The 20,636-nt window shown below is 70.9% G+C and carries 17 protein-coding genes and 1 pseudogene; 7 read left to right on the top strand and 11 right to left on the bottom strand.

Translation table 11 applies throughout. The annotated features are described in order from the left end of the window. Positions 1-3: 3 nt before the first annotated feature. Complete coding sequence (locus BLV72_RS38830) at positions 4-657, bottom strand: TetR/AcrR family transcriptional regulator (RefSeq protein ID WP_093470800.1); 654 nt, start codon at positions 655-657, stop codon at positions 4-6. A 224-nt stretch (positions 658-881) separates the two neighbouring features. Between BLV72_RS38830 and BLV72_RS38825 the strand changes: the two are divergent. Then, positions 882-2,175: pseudogene (locus BLV72_RS38825) on the top strand (sensor histidine kinase); the annotation flags it as partial. Between the two features lie 96 nt (positions 2,176-2,271). After that, the gene (locus tag BLV72_RS38820) at positions 2,272-2,538 is read left to right on the top strand and encodes a methyltransferase (RefSeq protein WP_093468288.1); all 267 of its coding nucleotides are present in this window, start codon (positions 2,272-2,274) and stop codon (positions 2,536-2,538) included. 114 nt (positions 2,539-2,652) lie between these two features. Here BLV72_RS38820 and rph read toward each other — a convergent pair whose 3' ends face one another. Both rph and BLV72_RS38810 read right to left on the bottom strand, forming a co-directional pair. Next, positions 2,653-5,259 (bottom strand): rifamycin-inactivating phosphotransferase, encoded by a 2,607-nt coding sequence (gene rph, locus BLV72_RS38815; RefSeq protein WP_093468286.1) that lies wholly within the window; start codon positions 5,257-5,259, stop codon positions 2,653-2,655. 352 nt (positions 5,260-5,611) lie between these two features. Then, on the bottom strand, positions 5,612-6,133 hold the full coding sequence (locus tag BLV72_RS38810) for a hypothetical protein (protein ID WP_244321232.1): 522 nt from the start codon (positions 6,131-6,133) through the stop codon (positions 5,612-5,614). A gap of 112 nt (positions 6,134-6,245) precedes the next feature. Between BLV72_RS38810 and BLV72_RS38805 the strand changes: the two genes are divergently transcribed. Beyond that, complete coding sequence (locus BLV72_RS38805; protein WP_093468285.1) at positions 6,246-7,766, top strand: FAD-dependent oxidoreductase; 1,521 nt, start codon at positions 6,246-6,248, stop codon at positions 7,764-7,766. 52 nt (positions 7,767-7,818) lie between these two features. On the opposite strand, the gene BLV72_RS38800 is transcribed toward BLV72_RS38805, so the two are convergent. The 4 genes from BLV72_RS38800 to BLV72_RS38785 form a co-directional block, all read right to left on the bottom strand. Then, positions 7,819-8,982 carry an oxygenase MpaB family protein gene (locus tag BLV72_RS38800; RefSeq protein WP_093468283.1) on the bottom strand — a complete coding sequence of 388 codons (1,164 nt, stop codon included), beginning with the start codon at positions 8,980-8,982 and terminating at the stop codon, positions 7,819-7,821. A gap of 73 nt (positions 8,983-9,055) precedes the next feature. Beyond that, complete coding sequence (locus BLV72_RS38795; RefSeq protein ID WP_093468282.1) at positions 9,056-10,153, bottom strand: polyprenyl synthetase family protein; 1,098 nt, start codon at positions 10,151-10,153, stop codon at positions 9,056-9,058. Next, positions 10,146-10,427, bottom strand: a complete 282-nt coding sequence (locus tag BLV72_RS38790; protein WP_093468280.1) for a polyprenyl synthetase — start codon at positions 10,425-10,427, stop codon at positions 10,146-10,148. Before BLV72_RS38790 ends, BLV72_RS38795 begins: the two co-directional genes overlap by 8 nt. Positions 10,428-10,598: 171 nt before the next feature. After that, the gene (locus BLV72_RS38785) at positions 10,599-10,964 is read right to left on the bottom strand and encodes a PPOX class F420-dependent oxidoreductase (protein WP_093470799.1); all 366 of its coding nucleotides are present in this window, start codon (positions 10,962-10,964) and stop codon (positions 10,599-10,601) included. Between the two features lie 10 nt (positions 10,965-10,974). Here BLV72_RS38785 and BLV72_RS48415 point away from each other — a divergent pair, with 10 nt between their 5' ends. Continuing rightward, the gene (locus tag BLV72_RS48415) at positions 10,975-11,118 is read left to right on the top strand and encodes a hypothetical protein (RefSeq protein WP_167746487.1); all 144 of its coding nucleotides are present in this window, start codon (positions 10,975-10,977) and stop codon (positions 11,116-11,118) included. A gap of 104 nt (positions 11,119-11,222) precedes the next feature. Here the strand turns inward: BLV72_RS48415 and BLV72_RS38780 are convergent, their stop codons facing one another. Beyond that, a complete protein-coding gene (locus tag BLV72_RS38780) occupies positions 11,223-12,584 on the bottom strand; it encodes an alpha/beta hydrolase family protein (RefSeq protein ID WP_425288556.1) in 1,362 nt (453 codons plus the stop codon). Between the two features lie 241 nt (positions 12,585-12,825). Further along, complete coding sequence (locus BLV72_RS38775; protein ID WP_093470798.1) at positions 12,826-13,830, bottom strand: LacI family DNA-binding transcriptional regulator; 1,005 nt, start codon at positions 13,828-13,830, stop codon at positions 12,826-12,828. A 220-nt stretch (positions 13,831-14,050) separates the two neighbouring features. On the opposite strand from BLV72_RS38775, the gene BLV72_RS38770 reads away from it, so the two are divergent. Next, entirely contained in the window at positions 14,051-17,035 is a 2,985-nt protein-coding gene (locus BLV72_RS38770) for an alpha-L-fucosidase (RefSeq protein ID WP_093468277.1), read from the top strand. A gap of 11 nt (positions 17,036-17,046) precedes the next feature. Continuing rightward, complete coding sequence (locus BLV72_RS38765; protein WP_093468276.1) at positions 17,047-18,501, top strand: glycoside hydrolase family 28 protein; 1,455 nt, start codon at positions 17,047-17,049, stop codon at positions 18,499-18,501. 30 nt (positions 18,502-18,531) lie between these two features. Here BLV72_RS38765 and BLV72_RS38760 read toward each other — a convergent pair whose 3' ends face one another. Together BLV72_RS38760 and BLV72_RS50605 are read right to left on the bottom strand one after the other, a co-directional pair. Beyond that, positions 18,532-19,152 carry an L-threonylcarbamoyladenylate synthase gene (locus BLV72_RS38760; RefSeq protein WP_093468274.1) on the bottom strand — a complete coding sequence of 207 codons (621 nt, stop codon included), beginning with the start codon at positions 19,150-19,152 and terminating at the stop codon, positions 18,532-18,534. Beyond that, positions 19,121-19,693 carry a hypothetical protein gene (locus tag BLV72_RS50605; RefSeq protein WP_244321231.1) on the bottom strand — a complete coding sequence of 191 codons (573 nt, stop codon included), beginning with the start codon at positions 19,691-19,693 and terminating at the stop codon, positions 19,121-19,123. Before BLV72_RS50605 ends, BLV72_RS38760 begins: the two co-directional genes overlap by 32 nt. A gap of 209 nt (positions 19,694-19,902) precedes the next feature. Between BLV72_RS50605 and BLV72_RS38750 the strand changes: the two genes are divergently transcribed. Beyond that, on the top strand, positions 19,903-20,628 hold the full coding sequence (locus BLV72_RS38750) for an amidohydrolase family protein (protein ID WP_342030705.1): 726 nt from the start codon (positions 19,903-19,905) through the stop codon (positions 20,626-20,628). The last annotated feature ends 8 nt before the right edge of the window (positions 20,629-20,636 follow it).

The following is a 20,636-nucleotide window of genomic DNA, read 5'->3' as shown; positions in this document are numbered from 1 at the left end:
CGGTCACGGCACACGCGTGACCGGGGCCCGCCACAACGCGACGATCGCGTCGATGAGGCCGGTGGCGGCCTCATGCCATGTCGCACGGGAGGTTGGAGCGTTGTCGGCGAGAGCTCGCTCCCGCTCGACGGACATCTGCGTGATCAGGTGACGCGTCATGGCCGAGCGTTCGGCGTACACCTCGGCGGGCAGGTCCGGCAGGCACCGGTTCAGACCCTCCTTCAACACCCGCATCGACGGAGCGGTGACGGAGAATTCCTCGGTCACGATCGCGTAGAGCGCGGGGTCGGCCGTGACCTGGGCGATGAACCGGGCGTACCAGCTCGGGCGGCCCAGAGCTTCCAGATGTTCGGTGGTCGGACGGACCGCGCAGGCCACCCAGTCCCGCAGCTCGACGGAATCGCCGATTTCGGCCAGCAGCCGCGTCCGGATCCCCTCGATCTGCTCGGCATGCCGGCGCACGAGCGCGCGCACCAGGTCGACCTTGGTGCCGAAGTGGTAACTGACCGCGGCGTTGTTGCCCTGCCCGGCGGCCTCGCTGATCTGGCGATTGGCCACCGCGTACACCCCACGCTCGGCGAACAGCCGCTCCGCCGCGCTCAGCAACGCCTCCCGTGTCGCGGCGACCCGCTCGTCCTGCCTCATTCTGTCTGCCATCGTCACCGCCCCATCGGGACCTCACACGCTCCGCGACGGCTGGCCCCACATGCCGCCGCAGGTCCTCGCCCGAGCCGACGAGGTCAAACACCGGAAGCCTACGCAACGGCACGTCGCGGACGGCCTGCGGCGCTGCGCGCGCCACCCTTCACGACTCCTCACCTTGATCGAGTCACCTCCCCTCCCCGCCGGGGAGGCCGGGGAACGTGCCTGTCTCGGACGCGGACACGTCGGAGGCCGCGTGGTCGTCGCTGATCGGCTGTGAAGTGGTGACCCTGGCGGTCCTGGTGCTGCGACGGCGGCTGCCGGTCACGGCTTTCGTGGTGAGCCTCGGCGCGCTCGTGGTGGCGCTGGTGGGGAGTGCGGCTGAGGACGCCAAGCTGACCCCGCTGGCCTTCCTGCCACTCGCCGTGCTGATCTACCACTTGGGCATTCGCTGCACGAGTTGGATGCGTACGGTGCTGGCCATGTGTGCCGGTGGCGTGATGACCCTGGCCGGCTTGTGGGTGAACCGGACGACGGCCGGCGCCGGTGAGTTCCGGGGCGGCGCCGATGTCCTCGCCGTCCTGGCTCCGATGCCGCTGGCGTGGACGGTGGGTTTCGCCGCGCGGACCCGGCATGCGCTGCTCGTCGCGGCCGAGCGGCGGGCGGCCGACGCGGACCGGGCGCAACGCCTGCGGGCGGCGCAGGCCGCACAGCGGGAGCGGGCGCGGATCGCCCGCGAGATGCATGACGTTGTCGCGCACTCGCTCACCCTGCTCGTCGTGCACGCGGAAACCCTGCGCGCACGCGGGGATGAACTGCCCGGCTGGGCCCGCGCACAGGTCGACTCACTCGCCGCGGCGGGTCGGCAGACCGGCGGTGAGCTGCGTGATCTGCTACGGATACTGCGTGATCCCACGGACGCGGCCCCGTTGCAGCCGATGCCCGGGCTCGACGGGCTGGATGCGTTGTTGGACAGCCACCGGGCCGCGGGAGGAAGGGTCGAGGTGCGCATCAGGACCGAGCTGGAGTCGTTGCCGAGTCCGGTGCAGTTGGCGGGCTACCGGATCGTGCAGGAGTCATTGGCGAACGCCCGCCGCCACGCACCCGGGGCGCCGCTGGGGATGAAGGACACGTTCCTGTCCACGAACGCGGACTTCAGCGCCAAGAAGACGCACGCCACCGGCTACGAGCCGGACGCCCAACGCCTCCGCCGCATCCTCCCTCCCGAGCTGCACGTACCCAAGGGCACGGCGTTCGCGGGCCCCAAGCGCCCCCATGGCAACACCGACACCACCGCCGTCGACTCGAGCTGGTCCTGGGCGGCGGGGGGGCCTGGTCTCCACCGCGGCGGACTGGCAGCGGTTCCAGACCGCTTTGCTGTCCGGCAAGCTCCTGCCCGGGGCCCAGATGAAGATATACACGGACAAGAGCGGACGCCGAAGTGCCGCGGTCCTGACCGTCACCAACTTCGGCATCAAGGAACCAAAGGCCGCCGCCGCCAACAAGGCTCTGGTCGACGCCCCCGTCTGCTGAGGACGGGGCGAGCCCGCCGCTGCGCACTACCTCGGCAAGCCCTTCTTCGACTCGACTGGGTGTACGAGAACCCGGACCGCTCGCAGCAGTTCAGCAATGCGATGGCCTCGTTCACCACCGGACTGCGCACCGGCCTGTTCAGGTGGCCCGGGAGCGCGAGTGCTGATCGTCGAGACCATCGTGCCGGACGGCGGCGAACCGCATCTGGCCAAGATGGTGGAACTCACCATGCTCGGCATGCTCACCGGCATGGAACGGTCCCAGGCGGAGTACGAGTCGCTGCTGAACGCCGCCGGTATCAGCATCGACCCGGTCGTGCCGACACCGACGCCCTTCTCCATCATCGAAGCGACGATCAGCTGAGGCCGCCGCATTCCGGCACCCCTGCCAAGGACCAAGGACCAAGGGCCGGGAGGCTGTCCCCTTCGGCGCCTCCCGACCGATGGATGTGCTGGGGGAGCTGCTCGATATGGCCGGTCAGGGCAGGATCTCGACGTACCCGTCGGTTCCGTGCACGCGGATCCGCTGCCCGTCCCGGATCAGCCGGGTGGCCCGCTCCACGCCCACGACGGCCGGCAAGCCGTACTCCCGGGCGATCACCGCGCCATGGGTCATCAGGCCGCCCACCTCCGTCACCAGGCCCGCGATTCCGACGAACAGCGGCGACCAGCTCGGGTCCGTGAAGGCCGTGACCAGGATGTCGCCCGCCTCGAGATCGGCCTCCGCCATGTCGAGGATGACGCGGGCCCGTCCCTCGATGCTCCCGGCGGAAACCGGCAGGCCGATCAGGGCACCGGCCGGGGCGTCGTCGCGCCGGTACGCCCCGGTGACGGCCTCACCATCCGAGGTGAGCACCCGGGGCGGGGTGAGCGCGTGGTACGACCGGAACGCGTCCTTGCGCCGCTGGATGAGCCGGTCATCCACCTGGTGCGAGCGCACGATGTCGTGGAGTTCCTGGAACGTGAGGTAGAAGATGTCCTCCTGCTCAGGAAGCACACCTGCCTCCACGAGGCGCCCGGCCTCCGCCAGCAGTGCCCGCTTGTAGACGAAGTAGCGGCTGATGATCCCGTACTTGGGGTACTCCCGGTACCCGATGAAGGTTCTGACCCGGTCGATCATCCGCTTGGCCTCGTCGGCTTTCCGGTCCCCGTCCGGCAGGGCCCGCAAGCGGGACAGCACGTCCTGTTCCTTCTCCCGCGCCTTCTGCCGCCCTTGCTCGAAGCGCCGCTCGGCCGCGCCCGGCGCGAAGTTCCTGACGTTGTCGAGGATCACGGGCACGAGCGTGGTGGGGCGCTCGCGCCACCGTGGCCTCGTGATGTCGATCTCGCCGACGCAGCGCATGCCGTACCGGTCGAGGTAGGACTCGATGGCCTCGCGCGCTTCGGCCCCGCCCGCCAGCTTCGCCAGCTCGTCCAGGAAGGCGTCGTGCTCGAAGGACTCGACGCCCCGCAGGAACGCCACCACCTCCGGATGCGGACGGATCACATCCGCGACGTCGAGCAGCGCCAGTCCCATCTCCGACGTGATGTTGTCGGGGGCGGACAGCGTGAGCGTGTCGGCCGCGTTCTTCTCGCCCAGCCACTCCCGCAGCGTGTCGTTGAGCCACCACGTGGCCTCCATCCCCGCCATGATCGCCTGCATGCTCAGCGGATCCGTGAGGACGCGCTTGTGCTCCTCGAAGGCCTCCCGCAGGAAGTCGAACAGCGCCGATCCGGTCTTCGTCCGGATATCGCGCTCCAAGGCGGCGATGGATGTCCGGCTGCGCTCGATCAGCTCGGTGACGATGGCCGGATCGGTCTCGATAGGGGCGGACACGCCGCGGGCCGGCGGCCCGCCGGGGCCAGCGTCCGGGAGTGACGGGATGAAATCGCCGCGTTCGAGGACGGTCTCCAAAGCGTCCCTGATCAGTGGATCGCCTCTGCCTACGACGTCCAAGAGGGCGGCGCGGCTCGCGGGCGAGGCCAGGCGCCGGGTGGCGTCGACGAACAGCCTCCCACCGGCCTCGTGCATCGGCGCCATGGCCGTCAGCTGCCATACGGAGATCCCCAGGGGCTTCATCGGGTCGGTCATCATCTGCTGATGGCCCACGGAGAGGTAGACGTGATTGTCCTGGTCGCCGCTCTCGGGGATGGGGAACAGTGTCGTGATCGGCCGGCTCTGAACGATCTGGATGTCATCGTCGACCAGGCACCATTCGATGTCCTGGGGACGGCCGAAGTGTGCTTCGATCCGCCGCCCGAGCTCCACGAGCCGCACGACCTGCGCGTCCGTGAGCGCCGGCTGCTCCTGCCGCCGCGCGTCGATCGCCACTTCCCGCGTACCGCCGTCCGGCAGGGCGTGAACGGCACGCTGTTTGGCGGAGATCGTCCTGGCGACGATTTCGCCGTGTCGCACCGTGAAGACATCCGGGTTCACCAGGCCGGAGACCAGCGCCTCGCCGAGCCCGAAGCCGGCGTCCACGGTGGCGACCTTACGGTTGCCCGTGACGGGATCGGCCGTGAACAGGATGCCGGCCGCATCGGGGAAGACCATCCGCTGCACGACCACGGCCATGTGGACCGTACGGTGGTCGATGCCGCCGCGCCGGCGGTAGGTCACGGCCCGCTCGGTGAACAGCGAGGCCCAGCACCGGCTGATGTGCTGGAGGACCGCCGTCGGCCCCACGACGTTCAGGTACGTGTCCTGCTGGCCGGCGAAGGAGGCCGTCGGCAGGTCCTCCGCCGTCGCGCTGGACCGGACGGCCCAGGCGGCTTGCTCACCGTGCCGACCGAGCGCGCGGGTGATCGCCGCCGCGAGATCGCCCGGGATGGCAATCCCTTCGACAGTCCGACGAATCCGCGCGCTGAGCGTGCGGATCGCCTCCCGGTCGTCCGGATCCACGCGCGACAACTGATCGAGCTGATCGTCGATCGCCGGCGCTTCCGCCATGATCCGCCGGAAGGCGTCCGTCGTCACGCAAAAGCCACCCGGCACCCGGATGCCCGCGATCCGCGACAGCCCGCCCAGGTGCGCGCCCTTGCCGCCGACGAACGCGGCCTGCGTCTCGGCAACCTCGCGGAGATCCAACACGTACCGCTCACTCATCGCGAGACCTCCGAGGCAGCCGTGCTCGGCCGCACTGCGAGCCGGTCCCACCACTGGTCCGACGTCATCGCGTCCCCCATACGTCGACAACAACACACGTACGTCGCGCCCCCATTTCCGCAGGTTGTGGCATCGGCCGACGATTGTGCGCCGTGACCCGGGGCTTGCGGCAAGCCCCCCGGCGCGCTATACGTTGAAAGTGGCAAGGAGAGACAGTTCTCCTTGCCTTTGCCTTTGCCGTCCATGGGAACCGACCGGCTTCTGCGCGAAGTGGTGGCGCGCGGCGTAGACGTCACATCGCCACGGAGGCGTTGAAATACGGTGCCCCTCGGCCGGCCCACGTATGAGGAACTCACCACGCGCCCGGTCCACGTTCCCGCCCCCTACCCACAGGCCGGCCTCGCGCGTCGAGGAGCATCGCCATCTCGGGCGATGCCGAGCGCAACGCGCGCTCCCGGGTCGCAGCGATCATCTCGGTCGCCCGCGCGGTCTCACCGAGCCGCACCTGCAGATCGATCCATCGCAGGTCGATGAAGTTCTCGTCGCTGAGGCTGAGCGACCCGAACTCGCGGGCCAGCCGTTTGGCCTCGGTCAAGTCGGCCAGCGCGCCGTCGAGATCGCCGTCGTACTGCCGCAGCAGCGCGCGCAGCGGCAGTGCTCCGCCGAGCCAGTAGACCGCGTCGGAGTGGCGGCCCAGCATTTGCCAGTACCAGACGAGGTTCACCGCGAGCCCGATCGCGCCATCGGCGCCGCCGGTGAGGCCGGTGTCGCCGGTGTCGCCGGTGTCGCCGGTGTCGCCGCTGTCGCAGAGGTGGCGGCGCTGAGACGGTGCGGGACTGTGCGGGACCGCGCGGGACGGGAGTGGCAGCGCCACGTGCCCATGTCAGCGCCACGTGCCCCATGTCAGCGCCGTGTGTGCCCCGTGTGAGCGGCCCGCGTCAGTCTTCCCGTGCCTGAAGACCACAGGCTTCGGAAGGGGAGTTGCCGTGCATGACGTAGTGATCGTGGGCGCCGGCCCGGTCGGTCTGTTCCTCGCCTGCGAGCTTGGCCTCGCGGGCTGCTCGGTCCTGGTGCTCGAACGGGAGCCGGAGCCCGGCTCCCCGTGGCGGGCGGAGCCGCTGGGGACGCGGGGCCTGTCCGCCGCGTCGGTCGAGGCGTTCTACCGCCGCGGGATGCTGCATCCGCTGCTGACGGCCTCGGGCGTCCATGACGATCCCGGCGCGGACGCCGACACCGATGAGCCGTCACCCCCGCGCACCGTGGGCCACTTCGCCGGGATGACGCTCGATCCGGCCAAGGTCGACATCGCCGCCCTGCCGTTCCGGCTTCCCAGCCCGGCACCGGAGGGCGTGATGACGCACCTCGAAGCGGTCGAGGCGGTGCTGGCCGAGCGGGCGTCCGAGCTCGGCGTGGACATCAGGCGCGGCGTCACGGTCTCAGCCATCGCCCAGGACGAGGAGAGCGTGGTCGCGCAGGCGGGCGAGCACGAGTACGCGGCGCGCTGGCTCGTCGGCTGCGATGGCGGACGCAGCGCGGTGCGCGGGCTCGCGGGCTTCGCATTAGTCGGCACCGAGCCGCAGTTCACCGGCTACACCCTGCACGCCACCGTCGCCGATCCCGAGAAGCTGCGCCCCGGGTTCAACCTGACGCCGAGCGGCATGTACATCCGGATGCCCGCGGAGGGGCATATCGGCATGATGGACTTCGACGGTGCCGCGTTCGACCGCTCGCAACCGCCGACTCGCGACCACCTCCAGACGGTTCTGCGCCGAGTGTCCGGCACCGACGTGACACTGAGCGCCATCCATCTCGCCTCGACTTTCACCGATCGGGCGATGCAGACGACGACCTACCGGGCGGGACGCGTCCTGCTCGCGGGCGACGCCGCTCATATCCACTCCCCCCTCGGCGGGCAGGGGCTCAACACCGGCCTCGGCGACGCCATGAACCTGGGATGGAAACTCGCCGCCACCGTGCACGGACACGCGCCGGACGGGCTGCTCGACACCTACAACCGCGAGCGCCATCCGATCGGCGCGGCGGTGCTCGACTGGTCGCGCGCCCAGGTGGCGGCCATGCGGCCGGACGCGCACAGCCAGGCGATCCAAGGAGTGGTCCGCGACCTGCTCGGGACCCGTGACGGAACGACGTATGTGTTCCAGAAGGTGTCGGGATCGTCGATCCGCTACGACCTCGGCGGCGAGCATCCACTGGTCGGCCGCAACGCCCCGGACCTCCGCCTCGAGGACGGCACGCGCCTCGGCGACCTGATGCGGGACGGACGGGGCATCGTGCTCGATTTCAGCGTCGACCGACGCCTGCACGGGTCGGCGATGGGCTGGGAGAGCCGGCTGCGGTACGCGGCCGGACAGGCGAGAAACGACCTCGGGTCAGGCGCCGTGCTCGTCCGGCCGGACGGCGTCGTCGCCTGGGCAGGTGATCGCCACCCGGACCGTGAGGCGTTCGAGCGGGCCGCGGTCCAATGGTTCGGCAGCCCCGGAGCTTGAGGTAGCCACCCCCAACCCCTTCTCGCGCGCCGTCGAAGGTGGCGTGCGCGGGTCACGGGGAGACGGTGGCGGCAGGCGGGGTCCACCGGTGGGTGCGGGGCACCGTGCCGGGGATGCCGTAGTCCTTCTTGAGCTGCTCGGGGATGGCGTAGTGCATCACGCGTCCGCGCGTGAGGGAGGACAGTTCGAGGATGGTGGTGAGGTGGCCGAGGCGGTCCAGCGCCCAGGCCCCGAGCGGGGAGCGGTCCTCGATGGTCTCCAGTACGCCGAGGAGGTGGGGCACGGCCTTGACGACGGTGTCCCAGGGGGTGCGCGACACCTGGAGCCAGTCGGCGCAGGTGTCCCCGACGAGGTGGCGGATGAGTGCGGAGACGATCGGGTCGAAGAAGGTCCCGGGCACGACCTCCTCGTAGAGGTCGATGAGCTGCCGGGTCAGATGCGCGCCTTCCTCGGTCGGCCCCATGTGCCGGACCATGTACAGGTCGAGGAACCGGCGGGCGTCGTCGAGGGTCGTGGGGACGGCGTCCTGGTCGACGCCGAGCATGGCACCGACCACGCGCCACGCGTAGTAGTACGCCTCGGCGCCCTCCGTCGACATGTGGATGCCGAGGCGGTGCAGGCTGTCCAGGACCAGCAGGGAGAAGAACATCTGCCCGCCGATCATGTCCTCCTGGCAGATCGGCGTCCCCAGCACATCGGTGTCCCAGCGGTTCTCCCGCCTCAGGTGGTGGCGGATGGAGGCGTGCAGCAGGCGGACCTTCTGGGCGGCGGGGATGAAGCGGCTGCCGGACTCGAAGGCGCCGGGCTGCATCAGGTAGACCGTGAACTGGCCGGTCTCCGCCATCCGTTTGGAGGGGTACTTCAGCCCATGGGTGGCCGACAGCAGCTTCGCCACCTGCGGGACGACGTAGCACGCGGGCATGGAGGCGAAGGACAGCGCGGTGGAGATGTGCACATTGTTGTCGATGAAGAACAGCCGGGCCTTCTCCATCTCGCCCCAGTCCACCCAGTCCGGTGGGGCGCTGGTGGCCCGAAGGTACTCGCGGGCGACATCGGGCAGCCCGTCCGGCAAGGGAGCACCGACGGCGGAGACATAGCGCATCAGGGTGTTGAACTTGCCCACCTCCCCGCGCGCGAAGAGGGTGGCGACGGTGGCGTCGGCGAGTTCGTCACCCGCCTGCCGCAGGGCGTCCATCGATGCCTCGGTGTAGGTCATGACGTCACTCCTTGTCATTGACGGGTCGTCCACGGCACAGGCGGGGGCGGCGGCCGTCCCGCCGGTGCGGGGGTCAGGACAGGCGCACCGCCGCCGAACGCGCCAGCGCGGTCAGGGCAGCGGCGGCGTGCGGGGGTGTGTCCAGCTCGTACAGGACGTCGAGGGCCTCCTCGACCCGCGCCGTGATCATGGCTTCGATACGGTCCGGGGCCTTCAGCCGGCACATCACCGCGCGGACCGCGTCCAGGCCATCCGCGTCCAGATCACGTCGGCCGAGGAGGGCGCTCAGTTGCTCCCGTTCGTCGTCACCGGCGATGCGCCAGGTCTCCGCCAGCAGGGCCGTGGGCCGGTGGCCGCGCACATCGTCGGCGTTGGCCTTGCCGGTGCGTTCCGGGTCTCCGAACAGGCCGAGCAGGTCGTCCCGGAGCTGAAACGCCTCGCCCAGCGGCAACCCGTACGCGGAGTAGCCCTCGCACAGCCGCCGGCCGGCCCCGGCCAGGGCGCCACCGATCAACAGGGGCTGCTCCACGGTGTACTTGGCGGTCTTGTACCGGATCACCTTCAGCGACGCCGTGGTGTCCGGATCGACTCCGGTCCGCAGGATCTCCAGGCACTCCCCCGCGACCAGCTCGCGGGCCAGCACCGACCACAGCGGGCGGGCCCGTGCCAGGTAAGCGGCGGGCAGACCGCTGGTGGCGAACAGCTGCCCGGCCAGCGACATCAGCAGATCGCCCACCAGCATCGCCAGCGACCTGGCGGCGGCCACGGCACGCGGCCGACGGCGTACGGCGGCGCGCAGGGCGATATGCGCCGTGGGCCGACCATGCCGCAGCGGACTGTCGTCGATGAGATCGTCATGCACCACCGCGGCGGCATGCACCAGTTCCATCGAGGCCGCCGCCCGTACGAGCGCGTCGCTGTCCGGCTGCCCCACCGCGCGCCAGCCCCAGTAGCAGAACGCCGCCCGCAGCCGCTTGCCGTCCGCGACCGCCGCCTCCAACTGCCCGGCCACCGGGCCCAGGGCCGGGTCGATCGCCGATAACTGCTCGGCCTCCTGGGCGACGAAGCCGTGCAGCACCTCGTCGACGCGGGCCTTGAACGCGACCGAACCCCAGCGGTCGGACCCCCACCGATCAGGCCCCCGCCGATCAGATCCCCGCCGGTCAGACATCGCCGGTGGCCCGCCGGGCCAGGGCGTGCCGGGCGAGAATCTCCAGGTGGGCCGGGGGGACGGCCGCGGTGTGCCGGTCCAGCGCCAGGCGCCCGCGTGCCATCAGATCGTGCTCCGCCTCCGCCGCCAGCTCCGCGGCGTCCGAGCGGCGCAGCAACCCCCGCGTCGCCCCCAGCACCGAACCCAGCGTGCTCACCGCCAGATCGGCCAGCCCGGCCGCCAGCAGCACCGCCCGCTCGTCCGGTCCCCCGCGTCGTCCCGTGCCTTGCGCCATCCCATCCCCCACCCTCAGCCGTCCGGGCGGCGCCGGTCACACGCCGTGTCGGCCAGCGTGGCATCGCACCGGGCATATGAAGGGAACAACTCACGATCGAGTGACGACATCGCTCGTGCGTACGGATTACTCTTTCCATGGGGGCGGGCGATCACGACCCAGCGGACCCGCCTAGCCGCGGGGGCCGCTGATCCGTTCCGGCTGGATCACATAGAGCACCCGGACTTGATCGCGGCCGCCGGACCATGGGTAGGGCCCACCGAGGTACTTCTGCGCGAGCGCCTCGATGTGTTCGACCGCTCCCTCGGTGGTCACCCGCGCCACACGGCCGCGGATCTGGACGTAGGAGGCGGGTTGCGCGGGGTCGGCGACCGCGATGGCCACCCGCGGGTCGCGCGCGATGTTCCGGGTCTTCTGATGCGACTCCACACTGTTGATCAGGACGTGCTCGCCATCGGCGTCGACCCAGGTCTGGGTGAGTTGGGGCGAGCCGTCGGGCATCGTGGTGGCGACCCCGGGCCCGGTGGCGGAGCGCATCGTGGCGCGGATGGACGCATACGCCGAGCGCTGGCTTGCGCTGCCCGACGGCGGCAGCCTCACCGTCGGCTGGACCTGCGAGCCGGCGGCGTGGGCGAGAAGTGCCGGCCGTAAGCGGCCCGCACGGCGGGCGGCCGCCCCTCGCCGCCGCTGATCGTGGCGCGGCGAGGGGCACCACGCCCGAGTCACCGCGCTCTGGGGTCCAGCGGCCGGGGCCGGGGCCGGCCGCGGGGAGCCGGCCCCGGTGGGCGGGGCCCGTCAGGGGGCGATCCCCACACCGTCGATCCTGCTCCACGCCCGCTCCTGCGCCGCGGTCATGGCCGGCCAGCCGAGCCCGCCCGGCCGGGGACGGACCCGCGAGGCGTAGGGCGAGGGGTGGAAGGCGGAGTCGTAGAAGCAACCGCTGCCGTAGATGTCGTCGAAGGCACCGCAGGAGGCCGCGATCGAGGACGCGGTCGGCTTACGGCCGGAGCGCACCCATGTGTCCAGCGCCGAGATCGAGTTGGCGTACTCGGAGTCGCTCAGCGCACTGTGCTCGGTCTCCTCGGTGAACGTCTGGACGAGGTTGCCGCCCCGGCCGGCACCCCGGAGAGTGGCGCGGTAGGCCGCCTCGTGCTCCACGAAGGCCGTCGGGTCGTCGATCGCGTGCAGGGTGAGGACCGGAAGGGAAACCCTGCCGGTGAGGTCGCTGTCGTAGGAGAGGTCTCGGCGGGCGGCGGGATCGGCCGAGAACCGCTCGACACCCGCGTTGAGCGCCTTGTCGTCGTGTGAACCCGAGTACCGCACACCCCGGTTGCCGAACGGGTTACGGCCGCCGAGCCGGTTCCACACGACGTCCCGGAAGGTGAAGGTCGAGAACTGCAGATGCGATGCGAGTGAGCGCTCCGGGATGCGGGTGACGGCGAGGATGTCGTCGAGGTTGCGCTGCTGTGCCGCGGTCCGGTCCGCGGGGTCGGACGCGTAGCCGGTGCACTCCTGGAGGCGGGCGCGGAGCCCGGTGTTCGTCAGGGTGGAGTCCGGGCGCAGCCCCTGCCACAGGGGGTATTGCGGCTCGGTCGGCCGGGGGTGGTTGTGGCAGTAGTACTGGTAGACCACCCGCAGGTCGACGCGGTAGTCGTAGCCGCGCGAGCCGCCACCGAGGACACCGCTGGTCAGCAGCACCCCGTCGTAGGCCCCGGGCCGTGTGCCGTAGGTTTCCGCGACCTTCGCGGCGACGTTGCCGCCCCAGGACTGGCCGTGGATGTAGGTCCGCTTCGGCTTGCCGAACCGGGCGAGGAACAGGCGGCGTACGTTCTCGGTGTCGGCGGCGGCCATCCGGGTTCCGTAGCCACCGCGGCGGTAGGAGGAGCCGGCCCAGGCATATCCCTGGTCGACCATCACCGCCCAGCGCTCCAGGTCGTCGACACTGCGGGACGGGTCGGAGGAGTCGCCGAGGTCGGGCCCGCCGTGTGCGTGCACGACGAGGGATCCGTTCCAGTGCGTGGGCACGGCGATCGTGTAGTACGCGCCGTTGGTGTCCTGGCCGGTGTAACACGTCGCCTTCCCGGCCAGCTTGGCCGGGCAGGCGGCGGCCCCGGGCTGGGTGGTCCGGGCGTGGCCGGTGGGTGCGTTCCCGAGCATGCCGAGGGACACGGCCGCGAGCACGGCCGCCATTACCGCTGGACGGCGTCGGCGGTGGGAGGCCCACCAGGAGACATGCGTGGGCGCGTCAGATGTGTTCAAGGAGTGGCTCCTATCGTGCTCCGCGCGAAGCTGCGCTGCGCACGGGGATGCTAGGAACCGCAGGGGGCGAGCGCCATGCTGTCGATCATTGCGTTCATATTGTTCGCCGGGAGCGCCGATGACGGCGGCGGCGACGAGGTCAGGAGGACGCGCGGACCACGAGGCGTGGCTCGATCACCGTCTCGCCCGTTCCGGCCCCGGTCATCTGGGCCGCGACCTGCCCTACCGCGGCCCGGCCGAGGAGTTCCTTGTCGACCGTCAGGGTGGTCAGCGGTGGGTCCACGAGCCGGCTCAGCGTCAGCCCGTCGCAGCCGACGAACGCGCAGTCCTCCGGCACCCGCACCCCGCGGTCGCGGGCACGGCGCATGGCACCGATGGCGATCAGGTCGTTGTACGCGAGCACGGCCGTCGCGCCGAAGCCGGTGTCCAGCACGTCGTCCATGGCCGCCGCCCCGCCGTCGAGGGAGTTGGCCGCCGGGAAGACCCAGCTCTCGTCCGCGGGCAGCGCCAGTTCGGCGGCGGTGCCGAGGAACAGCGAGTGCCGGGTGCCGCGGTCGCCCGCGTCCGGGCGCCCGCGGTCGTCCAGCATCGCGATCCGGCGGTGGCCGCGCTCGACGAGGTGGCCGACCACCTGGCGCATCCCACTGGCGAAGTCGATCCGGCCCCCGCTCACCGCGGGTGGCCGGTGTTCGTTGTCCAGCAGGACGAAGGGCATCCCGGAGCGCCGGATGAGCTCGATGGCGCCGGGGTCCAGCAGAAAGGCGATACACGCGTCCACGTGGTTCACCACGGTCCCCGCCACCGCGGTCTCGCGTTCCAGGGCGGATCCGGTGCTGTAGACGGCGACCTGCCAGCCGCGCTCGTCGGCCGCCGCCAGCACACCGGAGACCACCTCGGGAAAGAAGGGGTTGAGCACGTCCGCGATGACCAGCCCCAGCGTGGTGAGCCCCGGGCCGACCATGCCACGGGCGAACCGGCTGGGCCGGTATCCCATGGACTCGGCCACCAGGAGCACCCGCTGGCGCGTGGCGGGGTCGATCTCCGGTTTGTCGTTGACCGCGCGGGACACGGTCTGCCGGGACACCCCGGCCGAGCGCGCCACGTCGTCGATGGTGATACGGCGCGACCTGCCGTTCGCGGGCATGGTCCCCACCCCTCTCCGCACCCGCGGACGTGGCATTCGGGCGCGCTCATGGATGCGGTACCCCGATCCACTCCCGCCTTGATAATCACCGCGGCGACGACGGGCGTCAACGGATCGCCACCGCATAACACCCAACCGTCGCACACATATTGACACGGCGGCCGGGTGGGCCGGACAGTGCTCCGTGAGCGCTCACGGGAACGTTCACGGAGGACAGGATATGCCCACGCCGAGGATCCCGCTCCGCCCCTTCCACATCTCTGCTGCCCGCACCACACATGCCATCCGCGCCACCCGCTCCCGGTGGCGCGCCGTGTGCGCGGCGGTCGTACTCGCCCTGGCCATCGGCCTCCTCGCCGCCCCCGCCGAGGCCGAGGTCCACCACCCCCGGCAGGAGTGGCTGCGCCAGTCCACCGCCGGTCTCTTCCTGCACTGGGGCATGTTCACCCACCCCCGGCACCGCGACTGCGCCGAGTGGGAGCGCGATGTCACCGAGGGCGGCTGGAGCGCCGACTACTGGGTGGACGAGGCACGCAAGTTGGGCGCCTCGTACATCGTGCTGGCCACCTTCCACAGCAGGCTGGGCTACGCCCGCCCGTGGCCGTCGAAGATTCCCGGTAGCTGCGCCACCGAGCGCGATCTGCTCGGCGAGCTGGTGGCCGCAGGCAAGGCCAAGGGTGTGCACATCGTCCTCTATATGACCGACGACCCGCAGTGGCACGACGCGGACGGCATCGAGACGCTGGATTCGGCCGCCTACTCGGCGTACAAGGGCGAGCAGGTCGACCTGACCACGCGCCAGGGCTTCGGCAGGTACAGCTACGACCTGTTCCTCGAGGCCATGGAGAAGTACCCGGATCTGTCGGGGTTCTGGATCGACAACGACAACGAGTACTGGGAGGAGCACGGCCTCTACGAGAAGATCCGCGAGCGCCGCCCGGACTGGCTGCTGAGCAACAACAACGAAGACACGCCGATCATGGACACGGTCAGCAATGAGCAGAAGACCGGCATGACCCCGGCGTACGACTACCCCGCCGCCGTGAGCGTTCCCATGCCCCGGCTGACCGAGGCCGACTACAAGCTGCCGACCACCGGCGACTGGTGGTACGACGGCGGTGACCACGAGGTCGACGCCCGGCTCAGCACCGGCCGCTACATCACCAACGCGGGCTCCTCCATCAAGTCGCTCATGGCCGAGACGCCCATGGTGAACGGCAAACTCCCGCCCCAGCAGGAGGAGTTCAACGACTTCATGGGCAAGTGGGTCGAGCCCATCGAGGAATCGGTGTACGGCGTCGAGGGCGGCGGCTATATGTACGGCGGTATGCGGCCGGGCTTCTGGAACGACGGCGCCCATGGCGTGGTCACCGTGGGCCGGGGCGAGAGCGGCGACCGGACCCAGTACGTGCACGTGGTCACCCGGCCCAGTACGGACATGGTGCGGCTGGGCGACAACGGCTACACCGTGCGCCGGGTCACCCATCTCCGCACCGGCGAGACGATGCGCTTCAGCCAGTCGGGCGGCCATCTTTCCATCCTCGGCATCCATGACTGGGATCCGTACGACACCGTCTTCAAGGTCGAGACCGACGGCCGCCGGCCCTTCTACCCGCAGTCCGGTGTCGGCGCCACCGCCACCTCCGCGCGGACCGGCCACCCGGCGGCCGACCTCGCCGACGGCGACTACGAGACCTACTGGGACAGCGACGGCAAGCTGCCCGTCTCCGTCACCCTCGACCTCGGCGCCCGCAAGCACACCACGGCGCTGGCGGTGAACCAGCGCGAGTGGTCACCGACCCACGCCCGGTCCTCCTTCGGGCGCCCGGAGGACTCCGCGCGCATCAAGGACTACCGCGTCTACGCCAGCGGCGACGGCAAGCGCTGGACACAGGTGCGCTCCGGCACCCTGCCCAGCGCCCGCGGGGTGCAGACCATCGACATCGGCGGCCGCGACGCCCGCTATCTGAAGCTGGAGGTGCGCAGCCTGTGGGGCGGCCCGCAGGCACCGGAGTTCTACAACCAGCTGCGCATCGACGAGATCCAGGTGGCCTACGGCCGCTCGAAGACCACCCGCACCCAGCTGCCGCTGGAGGCCGAGGCCCGGCAGAACACGTCGCCGGGGAAGGTCCATTCCGTGGCATGCGGCGCCTGCTCGGGCGGCCGGCGGGTGGACGGTCTCGGCGGCGGGGCGCGCAACTCCGTGACGTACCGCGAGGTCCGCGCCCCCGAAAGCGGTGACTACCGGCTCCAGTTGGACCACACCGCCGCGGCCGCCTCCTCGCTGTCCGTGAGCGTCAACGGCGCGGCGCCGGTCGAGGTCCCGGTCGTCGCGGGCAGCCCCGAGGTGCCGGAGAGCACGGCGGTGTCCGTACCGCTCAAGGCGGGCGCCAACACGGTGAAGGTCTTCAGCACCGCCCGCCGCGGCCCCGGGCTGGACCGGATCGCGGTCGCCCCGCTGCCCCCGGCCTCGTACACACCCAAGACCACGCTCACCGTCCGGCCGCACGGCCTGCAGTGGGTCGGCCCCGGCCGGCGGTCCCTCACCGTCACGGCGACTCTCCGGCTCGACGCCGACGAGCAGCTCGACAACATCAGCCTCGCCCCCCGGCTGCCGGCCGGCTGGACCGCGGACGGCGGCCCGGTCACGGCCCGGTCGCTGCGGCTCGGCCAGACGGTGCGGGCCACCTGGACGCTGACCTCCCCGCCCGGCCAGGACGCCGGTTCTGCCGACATCCCCGTCACGGCGGACTTCGGGCTGCTCGGCCGGCAGAAGTCGGTCTCGGACCAGGTCAAGGTGCGGCCGCTGCCCGCCGACCGGATCTGGGCGCGCGAGGCGGAGGACTCGGCCAACCAGTTCGGCAGCACGGGCCTCACCGGCTGCGGACCCTGCTCCGGGGCCGAGAAGGTGCGCAACATCGGCGGCAGCGAGCAGGCGGCCATGGTCTTCCCCGATGTCGTCGTCCCCGACGGCGGGCAGCACAGGCTCCACCTCGACTACACGGTCAACGGCACCCGCTCGTTCCAGGTGAGCGTCAACGGCGGCCCGGCCACCAAGGTGACCGTGACCGACACCGGGAACACCACCCCGCGCACGACCTCCATCCCCGTCACCCTCAAGCCCGGCGCCAACACCATCAAGATCTCCAACGACACCGAATCCGCCCCCGACCTCGACCGGCTCTCCCTCGGCCGGACCACCTGAGGAGTCAGGCGATGCATCCGAGACCTTCCCGCCGCTCGGCGCTGCGCACCGGCGGTCTGCTGGCGGCCGGCGCGCTGCTCCCCCAGCTCCCCGCGGGGCAGGCGTACACGGCCACGTCGCACACCGGCGCGGCCATCGACTACACCGGGGCGTGGCGCGCGGTGCCGGGGATCCTGGACCGGATCAGGCCGCCCGCCTTCCCGCGCCGGAGCTTCAGGGTCACCGACTACGGCGCGGTCGGCGACGGGCGGACGATGAACACCGCGGCGTTCCGGGCCGCCGTCGCCGCCTGCCACCGGGCGGGCGGCGGCCAGGTCGTCGTCCCCGAGGGCCGCTTCCTCACCGGCGCGATCCATCTGCGCAGCCGGGTGAACCTGCGTGTCACCGCGGGCGCCACCATCGCCTTCAGCCCCGATCCGCGCGACTTCCTGCCGGTGGTGCTCACCCGTTGGGAGGGCACCGAGTGCTACAACTACTCGCCCTTCATCTACGCGTACGGCGCACGGGATGTCGCGGTCACCGGGCCCGGCACCCTCGACGGGCAGGCGCGGCTGGGCCCGTGGGAGAGCTGGTACCGCGACAGCGGACCGCAGGGGGCCGATCAGAAACTGCTGCGCGAGATGGGCTCCGCGGGGGCGCCGGTGGCCAGGCGCGTCTTCGGCGACGGCCACTATCTGCGGCCGAAGATGGTGCAGTTCTATCGCTGTCGCAACGTCCTGGTCAGCGACCTGACCATCGTCGACCCGCCGATGTGGACCGTGCATCCGGTGCTCTCCAGCAACGTCACCGTGCGCGGTGTCACCGTGGACAGCACGCTCTACAACACCGATGGCTGCGACCCGGAGTGCTGCTCCGATGTGCTCATCACCCGCTGCCGCTTCAACACCAACGACGACTGCGTGGCCGTCAAGTCCGGCCGGGACGAGGACGGCCACCGCGTCGGCGTGCCGAGCAGGAACATCGTCGTGCGCGACTGCCAGTTCTCCGGCCGCTGGGGCGGGATGACCGTCGGCAGCGAGATGTCCGGCGGGGTGCGCGACATCTTCGCCGAGAACTGCGAGATCAACCCACCGGACTTCCCCGGCCGCTACCCCGTCAAGCACGCGCTGTACGTCAAGGCGAACAAGAAGCGCGGCAGCTACATCGACGGTGTGCACATCCGGAACTTCACCGGGCAGGACGTGGAGCGCGACATCGCGTTCGTGACCATGGCCTACAACGGCGGCGAGGACGGGAGGCTGCCGGTGTCCGTGCGGAACATCCATATGGACCGCATGGCCATCGACGGCGCCCAGACCGTGCTGCGGCTGGTCGGCCTGGACACCGACCACCTGCGCGGCGTGCACCTCTCCCGCTCCGCCTTCACCGGCATCCTCAACCCGGACAGCATCGCCTACACCGACGACCTGACCTTCCGGCGGGTCATCGTCAACGGCCAGGAGGTGCCACCCCTGCCACACCCCTGATCGGCGCGCGGCCGGGGGCCAACGGCGCGGCTACTCGAACCGTGCCGTGTCACCCGCCCCCCGGCGTACGATCTCGGCCTCGCCGCTGGAGAAGTCGATGACCGTGGTCGGCTCGGTGCCACAGTCGCCCGAGTCGACCACGGCGTCCACCACATGGTCGAGCCGTTCCTTGATCTCCCAGCCCTGCGTCATCGGCTCGTCCTCGTCGGGGAGCAGCAGGGTGCTGGAGAGCAGCGGCTCACCCAGCTCGGCGAGCAGCGCCTGGGTGACGACATGGTCGGGGATCCGGACCCCGACCGTCTTCTTCTTCGGATGCGGAAGCTGACGCGGTACCTCCTTCGTCGCCGGGAGGATGAAGGTGTAACTGCCGGGCGTCGCCGCCTTGATCGCGCGGAACACATCCTTGTCGATGTGCACGAACTGGCCCAGCTGCGCGAAGTTCTGGCACATCAGGGTGAAGTGGTGACGGTCGTCGAGATTGCGGATCGACCGGATTTGATTGATTCCGTCACGGTTGCCCATCTGGCATCCCAGCGCGAAGCAGGAGTCCGTCGGATAGGCGACCAGCCCACCGGAGCGGATCCTCTCGGCCACATTGCTGATGGTGCGCTGCTGAGGGTTATCGGGATGCACATCGAAATACTTCGCCATCCACCGAGCCTACGTGCACCGACGGTACGTCTCGACCTCGGTCGCCTGATCGGCGGCGCCGCGACGGCCGGGCGGCGCTCATGGCGACCGTGGCGACCGTGGCCCAGACCGTATGGACGTCGAGACCCGCGGCCAGACTGGTGTCGGAGGGGCCCGGGCCGTGCGGGTGCAGCAGCGGGACGATGCCCACCGAGCGGCCGTCCTCGTCCAGCAACCGGCCCATGTGTTTGACCGTGCGCAGGACCAGCGAACGGTCGTCGATGGTCAGAGGGGGCAGCCGCCGGGAGAGGTGCGCCTCGTAGGCGTGCACATCGCTCAGGCCGCGCAGCCAGACGTCGATCACCAGATTGTGCGGGCTCGCGATGATGGCGCACGCGCGGACCTCGCGGAAGCCGGACAGCACCCGGCTCGTCTCCTCCAGGTGCTGGGCCGGTACGGACGCGAAGTACACCGCGGACTGCGGCCACCCGAACGGGGAGCGGGCAAGGTCGCAGCGCAGGCTCACCTGTGACGGCAGCAGCGACTGGAGTCTGCGGCGCACCGTGGTGAGGCCCACCTCGGCGGCCGCCGCCAGATGGATATGTGCGCCCGGGTCGCCCGCACCCCGGGGGTCCCCTGGAACAGCCGTGTGGTGAGGCGGAGCAGCTCGTTCAGGTCCCGGACCTGGACCTCGGCGATCACATCGCGGCCCTCGACACGGAGCCCGGTGCGGGAATTGGCCAGCCACGGATGTGCGGTCACCCAGGCGAGGTGATTCCGCCCGCCAAGACGGATGCCACGACGCGCGAGACCGCCAGGACCGCCAGGACCGCACTGCGCGTGCACCATGACCGGCTCATCGACGGCACGGGTGCCTCGCCCGTGGACGACGCCGTCATCACCGTCGACGCCGAGGGGACCATCACCTACGCCGGACCCGCCGCGACCGTGCCTTCGGGGCCCACGGACGCGTCCCCGGTCCGGGACGTCGGCGCGGGCGGCCGGACCGTGCTGCCCGGCTTCTTCGACTGCCATGTCCATCTCGCGTACGCCCACCGGGCCCACCCCGGACGTCATGGCGCACTCGATCCCGTGCTGGTCACCTACGACACGGCCACGCGGCTGCGGCAGACCCTCGACGCGGGCACCACCACCGCCCGTGACCTGGCCGGGCTGGCGGCGGGCTACCGAACGGCGGTGGAGACCGGACGGATCGTGGGCCCGCGGCTGCACACGGCCGTGCGGGTCATCGGCCGCACCGGCGGCCACGCCGACTTCCGGCTGCTCGACGGCACCGACCTCACCGGCGGTGAGATGGCCCAACTCGCCGACACCGTGGACGAGGCTCGCCTGGCCGTACGCGAGGGGCTGCGCGCGGGCGCCGACGTGATCAAGATCTGCGCCACCGGCGGCATGGCCAGCCCGGCCGCGCAGCTGGAGGCGGAGCGCCCCTGGGCGTCACATCGGCCACAGGTCTTCCCGGCCGAGGGGATGTAGTACTCCCC

Source organism: Streptomyces melanosporofaciens, from assembly GCF_900105695.1.
Lineage (GTDB): Bacteria > Actinomycetota > Actinomycetes > Streptomycetales > Streptomycetaceae > Streptomyces > Streptomyces antimycoticus.
The sequence above is the reverse complement of the archived record's forward strand: the minus strand, read 5'-3'. Positions and strand labels throughout refer to the sequence as shown.

Bases quoted from the DNA above. Each gene is read 5' to 3' on its own strand.
- rph (WP_093468286.1), bottom strand. From the start codon at position 5,259: ATGAGTGAGCGGTACGTGTTGGATCTCCGCGAGGTTGCCGAGACGCAG.
- BLV72_RS38800 (WP_093468283.1), bottom strand. From the start codon at position 8,982: ATGACCTACACCGAGGCATCGATGGACGCCCTGCGGCAGGCGGGTGAC.
- BLV72_RS38780 (WP_425288556.1), bottom strand. From the start codon at position 12,584: ATGCTCGGGAACGCACCCACCGGCCACGCCCGGACCACCCAGCCCGGG.
- BLV72_RS38830 (WP_093470800.1), bottom strand. From the start codon at position 657: ATGGCAGACAGAATGAGGCAGGACGAGCGGGTCGCCGCGACACGGGAG.
- BLV72_RS38785 (WP_093470799.1), bottom strand. From the start codon at position 10,964: ATGCGCTCCGCCACCGGGCCCGGGGTCGCCACCACGATGCCCGACGGC.
- BLV72_RS48415 (WP_167746487.1), top strand. From the start codon at position 10,975: ATGGACGCATACGCCGAGCGCTGGCTTGCGCTGCCCGACGGCGGCAGC.
- BLV72_RS38795 (WP_093468282.1), bottom strand. From the start codon at position 10,153: ATGTCTGACCGGCGGGGATCTGATCGGCGGGGGCCTGATCGGTGGGGG.
- BLV72_RS38775 (WP_093470798.1), bottom strand. From the start codon at position 13,830: ATGCCCGCGAACGGCAGGTCGCGCCGTATCACCATCGACGACGTGGCG.
- BLV72_RS38790 (WP_093468280.1), bottom strand. From the start codon at position 10,427: ATGGCGCAAGGCACGGGACGACGCGGGGGACCGGACGAGCGGGCGGTG.
- BLV72_RS38760 (WP_093468274.1), bottom strand. From the start codon at position 19,152: ATGGCGAAGTATTTCGATGTGCATCCCGATAACCCTCAGCAGCGCACC.
- BLV72_RS38765 (WP_093468276.1), top strand. From the start codon at position 17,047: ATGCATCCGAGACCTTCCCGCCGCTCGGCGCTGCGCACCGGCGGTCTG.
- BLV72_RS38820 (WP_093468288.1), top strand. From the start codon at position 2,272: ATGCGATGGCCTCGTTCACCACCGGACTGCGCACCGGCCTGTTCAGGT.
- BLV72_RS38770 (WP_093468277.1), top strand. From the start codon at position 14,051: ATGCCCACGCCGAGGATCCCGCTCCGCCCCTTCCACATCTCTGCTGCC.